This is a genomic window from Acidobacteriota bacterium (genome assembly GCA_019347945.1).
Classification (GTDB): domain Bacteria; phylum Acidobacteriota; class Thermoanaerobaculia; order Gp7-AA8; family JAHWKK01; genus JAHWKK01.
The window spans coordinates 226,641-236,909 of the sequence record JAHWKK010000002.1; the positions used below are offsets into that span (position 1 = coordinate 226,641).

Annotated in this window: 1 protein-coding gene; it reads left to right on the plus strand. The window is 63.0% G+C overall.

The features are described 5' to 3' along the window. Window positions 1–189 precede the first annotated feature (189 nt). On the plus strand, window positions 190–10,164 hold the full coding sequence (locus KY459_02525; protein MBW3563578.1) for a tandem-95 repeat protein: 9,975 nt from the start codon (window positions 190–192) through the stop codon (window positions 10,162–10,164). The last annotated feature ends 105 nt before the right edge of the window (window positions 10,165–10,269 follow it).

The window sequence follows — 10,269 nt, forward strand, 5'->3', positions numbered from 1 at the left end:
CATCGCTAGTTGCTGGACTTCGTTGGGACAAAAGTCTAAGCTTCGGTTCCTCCAGTGGAGGCCGCCAAAGGGCGGTCCTCTTCCGGTCGGTTCCAAAATTCGACGTAAAGGGGCGGGTGCTTTGTGCCGTCCTTTTTTTATTTTCTTGCGAGGCTCGACACAATGCGTGAATATCTCTCCCTCAACTCGATGACCCGGTGTCTGATCATTCTGGCGGCCGGGCTCTCGCTGCTTGCCGTGACCCCATCGGTTTACGCCGCCACCTGCGATTCGGTCACGACTGGGACCTGGGACAACGCCGCCACATGGAGCTGCGGAGCCGTGCCGAGCTCGATTGACGACGTGACTGTAGTATCGCCCCACGTCGTCACGCTCAATACCTTCGAAGCGGCCCAGACGACGACGGTCTTCGGCACGCTCGATCTCGCCAACAACAGTTCGAGCAATCTCACTACGAGCGGGCTCACGGTCGATGCGGCGGGTCGGGTCCAGCTGGACGACTCATCGGCCCTCAGCTCGAGCGGGGCAATTCAAATTGACGGGAACATTCTCCCGCTCCCAACAGCGACTTTCGGTAGCGGTCAATTTTTCGTGGATGCCGGAACGACGTCATTCGGTGGCTCCGGCTCGATTGACATCCTGACAAACATCAGGGCGTCGAGTTTGACGCTCGCCGATCCCATTCCGGCTTTTTCTGTAGGCCTCACTTTCGACACGACCGATACCGCGGGTGCGACTTTTACAGTCAACGGAACGCTCGTGGTGACAGGCCAACTGCGCATTGAAACCTTCAACCCCAATACGGTCAGCCTCGGTCCCGGCAGTATCATCGATCTCGCGGGAGATCTTACCGGGGGCGGGAATGTGGTCTTCGACACGGGCAGCGAGCTCCGGCTCGAAGGAGAGGACTTCAATTTCGGCTCGTTTTCCGGCGCCAATATCACCTATGACGGTACCGTCACTTACGACGGGACCACGGCGCAGAAAATCGAGGGGAGAAATTATTACAATCTGACGCTCGACGCGACGGCTTCCCCGGAGTTCTTCTACTACTACGACCCACCGACTGTCTACAACGACTTCACGATCAGGAAGAGCGGACATCTCCAGATCGCCGAAAGCTCGGTCCTGTCGGGTCCGGGCGCGAACCAGCTCGTCATGGAAGCTGTGTCGAGGTTCGATCTCGAAGGCAACAATGCCAAGACTCCGCCCGCGTTCGCGACTTTTCCAAAGGGTTTCACGGGCTATCAGCTCGACCCCACGAGTACGGTCGAGTACAGCGCGGCCGCCAATCAGATCATCGACGGGACCCCCGCATACGGCAACCTGATCGTCACATCGATGTATCAGAAGATCTACGTCGGTGCGAACCTGCCACCAGCATCTCTCGAGGGAGGTGAGGAGAGCAATTCGGTCACGTCGCGTCAGCGTGCGGTCAGCCGGTCCGGAAGCTCGGTCCTTCGTCCCAACGCAGGGGCAACCTGGACCAAACCGGTGGTCACCGCTGATCTGAATGTCCTCGGTTTTCTCCAGGTTCTCGATGATGGAGCTCAAAGTCCGGCCGACAATGTCATCCTGGACATGGCCGGGTTCAACCTCAGCGTCACCGGTGACGTGCTTGGAAATGCAGACGAGGGCTTCGACGCCCTGGTCGATGGCACAGTCCTTTTCAGCGGTACGGAGAAGGTCACGGTCGGCGGAAGCTGGGAAGTCGAAATCTCGGGGACTCCCGCGACGGCGACATTCAACGGGACCGGCACGAGCTTCTCCTCCCATTTGATTCTCTATCCATTGGCCTGGAACACTCTGACCATCGCGGGAGGGCCCTATCAGATCGCCAGCCCATCCAGTGCGCAGTCGCTGTTTCTGACGAATCTCTCCACCCTCGCTCCGGCGACGGGACGGTTCAGCGTCTTCCAGCAACTCGGCGGTGACGGTTCGTTGTCGGGAACCCTCGACGTCGACGGACCCACCACGGTCAGCGGCTCTCCATTCATCTCCCAGGATATTGCCATCAATCCGGCAGCAACTCTCACGAATACCGGTAATCTCAACGTCCTCGGGGGAGTCGTCTCTCAAAGTTCAGGCGGATCGTTCGTGGCAGGGTCCGGCTCGCTGCTGGCAATCTCGGGGGCCACACCGCTCGACCCGAGCCTCACATTCGACTTTTCGACCAACCAGAACATTCTGGTCTTTGCCGGTGGCAACCAGTCAGTCCCGTCACTCACCTACAGCGAGTTGAGCCTTCAGGGCTCCGGGACAAAGACCGCGGCAGGAGACATCGTTGCAGCGGAGCTGGTGGTTGCTTCGGGTGTCACGTTCGACTCTTCGACCGGCCTCAAGGATTCCTTCAGCCGCAGCATCAACATCGCTGGTACCTATCTCACCGGAACGAAAACGATCGTCTTCAACGGGTCCACCCTGCAGTTTCTCACCGCCGCGAACCCGTTGTCGTTTTCCAATCTGACGATCCAGCAGAATCTCGATCTCACTTCTGGTACGGATCTCACCATCACCGGGACACTCGACCTCGGCACGAATGTTCTGACCGTGAACGGACCCACGCCGCTGACACTCGACTCGACATCCAACGTGTCGGAGGCGGGCGGCTACATCCAGGGCCCGGTCAAACAGATCGTGACCGCGGGACAGACAAAGACCCTTCCCGTCGGAGTCGGTGGAGTTGTCGCACCAGTGACGATCACGGTCGACGCGACCACGGCGTCTCCCGCCTCGATCCAGGTCACCGCTGTCGGCACGACCGAGCCGAACGCACCGGCCGGTTCGCTCGACCTCTACTGGCAGCTCACCCCGACCAACATCGGCCAGGCGGACGTAACCTTCCGGTATGCCGATTCGGACGTGGTGGGGAATGAATCGCAGTACCAGCTCGCCCGCTGGGACGGCACGCAGTGGGTCGTACCCCCAGGTGCGAACGTCGACACGACGAACAACATCGCCTCTGCGCCGAACGTCACCGCGTTCTCCCCCTGGACACTGATCCCGTTCGCGAGCTGCACCGTATCGAATCTCGCCGACGGTGGTGGCGGCTCGCTCCGCCAGGCCATCACCGACGCAAACGCCGGGCTGTGCAACGTGATCGATTTCACCGTCTCGGGCACCATCCAGATCACGACTGAGCTTCCCGCGCTGACCCAGACCACCGGCGTTCTGATCGATGGATTCACCGCTCCCGGCTCCTCGGCCGACACCGCGCCGATGGGCTCTCCGTCGAACGCCATCCGCACGATCGTCGTCGAGACCGAGCCGGCCAACTACATCGGCACCAACATGCTGCAGATCTCCGGATCGAACAACATCATCACCGGCATCCACTTCCACGATACCAACGCTTCGCAAACGCTTTTCGTCACCGGGCCCGACAATACGATCGCGGGTAACGAGCTCGATACCGGTGTATCGCAGGTCGTGATCTCGGGAGCGGGAGCCACGGGTAACCTGATCGGCGGGCCGAACCCGTCCGACCGCAACGTCTTCCATTCGGCCAGCAACTTCGGAGTCGAGCTCTCCGGTCCGTTCAACACGGTCGAGGGCAATACCCTCGGCTTCGACATGTCGGGCGCACCCGCCGGATCCGGCGGCAGCGGTATTCACACGAACAGTGTGAACGGAAACGTGATCGCCGCGAACGTCATATCGAACAACGCCCAGTTCTCGGGGGCTGGAGTCGAGATCTTCGGAGGAACGGGAACGCAGATCACGGACAACTGGATCGGGACGGGCCTCGACGGAACGGGCGGGCTCGGCAACGGCGTCGGCTCGTCCAGCGGCCCGGTCGGCATCCTTCTCTCGAGCACCAGCGGAAACACGGTCACCAGCAACGTCATCACGGGTCACGACGGTGCCGGCTTCGCCACGGGAGGCATCTACATCGATGGTTCCGACACGAACACCCTCGCCGGCAATACGATCGGTCTCGACGTCACCAGCGCAGCTGCCCCGAACTCCTACGGAATCTTCATCGCCAGCTTCTCCGATCAGAACGTCATCGGAGGTGGCAACGGCATCAATACGATCAGCAGCAACACACTCGACGGGGTCGCGATCGTCGATACATCCGGTTCGGTGAGCACGGCCCCGCTCGGTAATAAGGTCGTCGAGAACATCATCGAGTCGAACGGGGACCTGCCGATCGATCTCGCCGACGACGGCCTCACGGCAAATGACGCCGGCGACGCCGACATCGGCCCGAACAATCTCCAGAACTTCCCGACGCTGAACTCCGCCTGGTACGACTCGACCGCAGGAACGGTGCAGGTGCACTTCGCACTCGACTCATCGTCGTCCGGCGCCGGCGGCACTCTCGTCGAGCTCGCCCGTGTGGATGCGACCGGCATTCTCGAGCCCCTCGGAGCTCAGTGCTTCGCCGGAGCGTTCTTCACGAACCAGTCGATGACCACTCCATCGGGTGGCGTCGTCTCGGGATCGTCGGTGGCGGCACTCGCCACTTCCTACGCCGATACCGGGTGCACCACTCTGCTCGACGGAACGTCTGAGCTTGGGACGCCAATGGTCGTCAACACCTATCCGATCGCCAACGCCGACTCGGCGGCGACGAACGAAGATACCGCGGTCACCATCAACGTCGTCGCGAACGACACGGATGCCGAGGATGGCACTCCTGTTCTGGTCTCGGTGGGGCCGGCTGTCAACGGCACGACGGCGATCGTCAGCGGGCAGGTTCAGTACACGCCGAATGCGAACTTCTTCGGAACGGACAGCTTCTCCTACACCGTTCAGGACTCCGGAGGCCTGACCGCTTCCGCCACGGTCACCGTGACGGTCAATGCCGTCAACGATCCGCCGGTGGCGGCCAACGACGCCTATTCGACCTCCGAGGACACCGTCCTGACGGTTCCAGCGCCGGGTGTTCTCTCGAACGACACCGACGCTGATGGCGATCCCCTCACCGCGGTCCTCGTGACGACGACCTCGAACGGGACGCTCACGCTCAACAGCGACGGCTCGTTCACCTACACGCCCAACGCGGATTTCAACGGCTCCGACAGCTTCACCTATCAGGCCTTCGACGGAGCGGCTTCGTCGAACACGGCCACGGTCACCCTCACGGTCAATGCTGCCAATGACCCGCCGGTCGCGGCCAACGACGCCTATTCGACCTCCGAGGACACCGTTCTGACCGTTCCAGCGCCGGGCGTTCTCTCGAACGACACCGACGCCGACGGCGATCCCCTCACCGCGGTCCTCGTGACGACGACCTCGAACGGGACGCTCACGCTCAACAGCGACGGCTCATTCACGTACACGCCCAACGCGAACTTCAACGGCTCCGACAGCTTCACTTATCAGGCATTCGACGGATCCGCTTCGTCGAACACGGCTACGGTCACCCTCACGGTCAATGCAGTCAACGATCCGCCGGTGGCCAACCCCGACTCCGCGTCGACTTCGTTCGAAACATCCGTCGTCATCAACGTCGTGTCGAACGATACGGACGTGGATGGGGATACGCTGACGGTCAGCGGCAATACCCAGCCCGCGAACGGCTCGGCGAGCTGCTCCGGCACGAGCTGCACCTATACCCCCGCCGCCGGGTTCACCGGAACCGATTCGTTCAACTACACCGTCTCGGACGGCAATGGCGGAACCGATACGACTACCGTCAACGTCACCGTGCTCGCGGCGACCGACGCGGACCTGCAGATCACCAAAACGGGTCCTGGTACCGCCACGCGAGGTAGCCAGATCGACTTCACGATCATGGTGAAGAACAACGGTCCGGGTTCCGCGCTGAACGTGGTGGTCGACGACACATCGGACCCAGGCCTCGAGCACCAGGACAACAGCGGCGACTGCACGACCGCGTTCCCCTGCAACCTCGGGACTCTGAGCTCGGGCCAGACGAAGGTGATCACGTCGACCTTCGGCGTGATCGGGGCCGGCTCGCTCAGCAACACCGCCTCGGTCAGCTCGTCGACGGCGGATCCGAACACTTCGAACAACACCTCGACGGCGGTCGTCAACGCCTGTCCGAGCGCGCCGACGGGTCTTCAGCCATCGGGCACGATTAACAATCCGCAGTCCGGAACGCTGGGCTGGAACGGCTCGGCCGACCGGTTCGTGGTTTTCCTCGGTCCCGCCGGAGCGGGCTGCAATACCCGGCTCGGCGAGACCACCGACAACTCGATCAGCTACAGCGGTCTCGATCCCAACACCGAGTACGACTGGCGCGTGGTCGCGATCTCCGACGGTTGCATCGAGGCCTCATCGAGCTGCGTACGGTTCACGACCGGCGGCGAGTGCGGTACCGAAGCCCCCGAGCTGATCTCGCCCGACGACAACTCCGCTCCGACCACCCCCGTGCTGTTCCAGTGGAGCTCGGTCGAAGGGGTCAGCGGATACGTGGTCTATGCGGGCGCCGAGGGCGAGCCGATGAACGAGGTCGCGCGCACGAGCCAGAATGAGACGAGCGCGAGCGTCGCGATCGGTCCTGGTCGCGTGCAGTGGCGCGTCGAAGCATTGTATGGAACCAACTGCCCGCCGGTCTCGTCGCGAACGGGAGCCTTCACGGCCGTTCTCGCAGGCGAGTGCCGCGAAGAGAAGCCGCAGAACATCAATCCGGCTCAGGGAGCGAGCAATCTGGCCTCACCGCTGACTTTCAGCTGGATCGGGGTCGACGGAGCCACCGGCTATCGCGTCTGGGTTGCGATCGAGGACGAGTTCCCGGTCGTCGTTGCAACCACGTCCGGGGCGACCAGCGCAACGGCTGAGGTGCCGTCCGGACAGCTGTTCTGGTACGTCCAGGCGCTGTTCGACGGATGTCCTCCCACGATCTCGGATCCGACGAGCTTCAGTGTCGCCCCCGGATCGAATTGCCCGACCGACGCCGCACAACTGATCGCACCGCAAAACGGCGAGACCGTTGCCGGTGAAGTGACGTTCGAATGGACCGAGGTTTCGGGAGCGGTTCGCTATGCCGTCTGGGCGAGTGTCGATGGTGATGCACCTGCAATCGTCGGCACCACGACCGACCCGACGCTCACCCGCCGGATGGACTTCGGCGAGATCGAGTGGTTCGTCCAGACCTTCTTCGGAGGCTGCCCGGCGATATTCTCCGAGCGCAATACCTTCGACTCGGTCGAGGACTTCGAGTGCCCGACCGGTGTTGCACAACCGCTGTTGCCGGCTGACGGGGCGAGCTTCTCGAATGCTCTGGTCGCCTTCTCATGGACGCCGGTCGACGGCGCGGACGGTTACCGCGTGCTCGGCCGCTTCGGCGGCATCGGCGAGTTCGAGGTCATCGGCTCATCGCTTGCCGGCACCGAGCTTCAGATCCCCATCGAGGGAAGCTTCCTCGAGTGGAAGGTCGAGACGGTGTTCATCGGCTGTCCGCCGACCGAGTCGATCACCCGCTCTCTGGAGATCAACCAGATTGCATGTTCGACAGAGGTCTCGGAGCTGCTGCTCCCGGCCGTGCAGTCGACCCTGCCGGATGAACGCGTCCTGATGACCTGGACGCTTGTCGACGGTGCGGCGGCCTACGAAGTGTGGGTCGCTTCGATCGACGGTGTTCCGAGCAAGGTTGCCCTGACCGACGGGCTCACGACCGATGTCGAGGTCGACCTCGACGAGGGTGTCTACCAGTGGTGGGTCAATGCTGTTCTCGGCGGCGAGTGCGACAAGACGCGCTCCGAGAATGGATCCTTCTCGGTCGACTTCCCCAGCCCGGACGCGTGCGACTCCGAGTCGGAGCTCGTGCTGATCTCGCCGAGCGAAGGTGCGGCCGAGCTCGTCTCGCCCATCATCCTCGAGTGGACGGCCGTGCCGGACGCGACCAGCTACAGGATCTTCACGATCAATCCGGCCGGCGTGGCCACGCCGTTCGGCCCGGTCCGCGAGTCGAACCAGGCAGTCGTCCAGTTCGAGCCCGGAATCGTCCGCTGGTACGTCGTCGCAAACCGCGCCGCATGTTCGCCGCTGCGGAGTCCGATCCAGCACTTCCGCGTCGAATCGGGCGCTGAATGTGACGTTCCCGACCGGCCGAGTCTCAGAGTTCCACAGAAGGTCGCTTCCGACACCGAGTACCGGGTGGCCTGGGATCAGGTCCCTGGAGCGACGGTCTACGAGGTCCAGGAAGCCCCGGTCCCGGTCTTCGCCGGTGTTCCGGTACAGGTCGTCAACGGCACGACCGCGAGCTTCATCCACACGGTCGAGGCGGGGCGCAGAAGCTTCTTCTATCGTGTCCGGGCGATCGGCGACTGCAACGGCGAGCGCGGCAACTACTCCTCGGTGGCCCGCGTCTTCGTCGACGCATCCTCGGTCTCCGAGACTGACGCGCTGAGCCGTGGAGGTCTGACCACGATGGCCGAGGATGTTCCGGGGGGATTCGCCACGGTCGAGCTCAACAAGGACTCGCTGTCGAGAAAAGACATCGAGCAGTTCACGGTGACTCTGACCGGAGATGGAACCTTCCAGGTCGTACCCGATCAGCCATGGCTCACCGTCGAGCCGGAGATCGTCACACTGACGCCGGCCGGCGTTCAGGTGACCGTCTTCGCCGAGATGGGTGATCTGCCCCTGGGATCGAATCAGGCGAGCCTCGATCTGATACCGGTGGCCGGCAAGAACGGCGTCACGACCAACCAGACTGGCGGAACGGTCGGGGTCTCGGTGGCGATGGTGACACCGGTCTCGTCCCAGCCGAAGAACGAGCCGCTGCCGGAGTCTCTGATCATTCCGGCGGTCGCGCACACGAACGGCGCAAACGGCTCGACGTGGCTCTCCGATGTCCGGCTGAGCAACGTCGGATCGACCGCGCAGAAGTACCAGCTCAACTTCACGCCATCGTCGACCGACGGTACCCGCGAGGGACAGTCGACGACGATCGACGTCAAGCCGGGCAGCTCGGTTGCGCTCAACGATCTGCTGGCCAACTGGTTCGGTGCCGTCGAGGAGAACGCCTCGGGTCTTCTCGAGATCCGTCCTCTGAAAGCGACGACCTCCTCATCGATCGGCGGTCTCGCCGCGGTCGCCTCGGGCGGTCCGGCTTCGCTCGCGTCGTCGCGAACCTACAACTTCACCCCCGAGGGGACCTTCGGCCACTACGTCCCGGCGATCCGGTTCGATCAGTTCGTCGGCACGACCGTCCCCGAGGGAGAGACCAAGCCGGTGCTTTCGATGCAGCAGATCGCGCAGTCCTCGGCGTTCCGCACGAATCTCGGCCTGGTCGAAGCCTCCGGCAACGCGACGACCGCGCAGGTCACCATCTTCTCGGCCTCCGGCGCCCAGCTCGGTCAGTTCCTCGTCCCGATGCAGGCTGGCTCTCACGTCCAGCTCAACGCCGTTCTCGCGCAGAACAACATCTTCGTCGAGAACGGACGGATCGAGGTCGAGGCCGTCGAAGGTGACGGCAAGCTGATGGCCTATGCCGCCGTGATCGACAACCGCACCAACGATCCCCAGCTCGTTCAGGCCGTCTCGAAGAATTCCGCGAGCGGCCGGCGCTGGGTCATCCCAGGTGTGGCCGACATCGATACCGGCGCCGCGTCCTGGCGAACCGATACCAGGATCTACAACGCCGGCAATCAGAGCGTCGAGGCAACCCTGACGTTCTATCCGCAGGCGGATCCGGGATCCCCGATCACCCGCTCAGTGACGATCAACTCCGGCGAGACTTTCGTCGCCGACGACATCCTCCAGTCGCTGTTCGGCGTAAACACCAACGGTGGCGCCGTTCACGTGGAGACGGCGCAGAACGCGCAGCTGATCGCCACCGCGAGAACCTATGATCTCCGCTCCGACGGCGGCACGGTCGGACAGTTCATCCCGGCGCAGGCGGCCGACCGCGGTACGGCAGTCGGCGAGCGTGCGCTGCAGATCCTCCAGGTCGAACAGTCCGACAGGTTCCGCGCCAACATCGGTCTGGCCGAGACCACCGGCAACCCGGTCGTCGTCGAAGTCTCGGCGATCGTTCCGGGAGCGAAGGCCGCTCCGAGAATCCGGGTCAACCTCCAGGGCAATCAGTTCACTCAGCTCCTCAAGGTCCTCGAAACCCTCGGTGTCCCCAACTCGTACAACTCGCGCGTCGCGATCAAGGTGGTCGGCGGCAGCGGGCGGGTCGTCGCCTACGGCTCGATCATCGACAACATCACTCAGGACCCCACCTACGTCCCCGCACAGTAGCAAAGGTCCAGCAGTTGCGACTCCCGGGGCAGCGCTCACAAGCGCTGCCCCTTTTTTTAAACTCGTCCGACCTGTCTGAACCGCTCGACACGATCCTTGCGAAGC

Coding starts and splice junctions, on each gene's coding strand:
- KY459_02525 (MBW3563578.1), top strand. CDS start 190: ATGACCCGGTGTCTGATCATTCTGGCGGCCGGGCTCTCGCTGCTTGCC.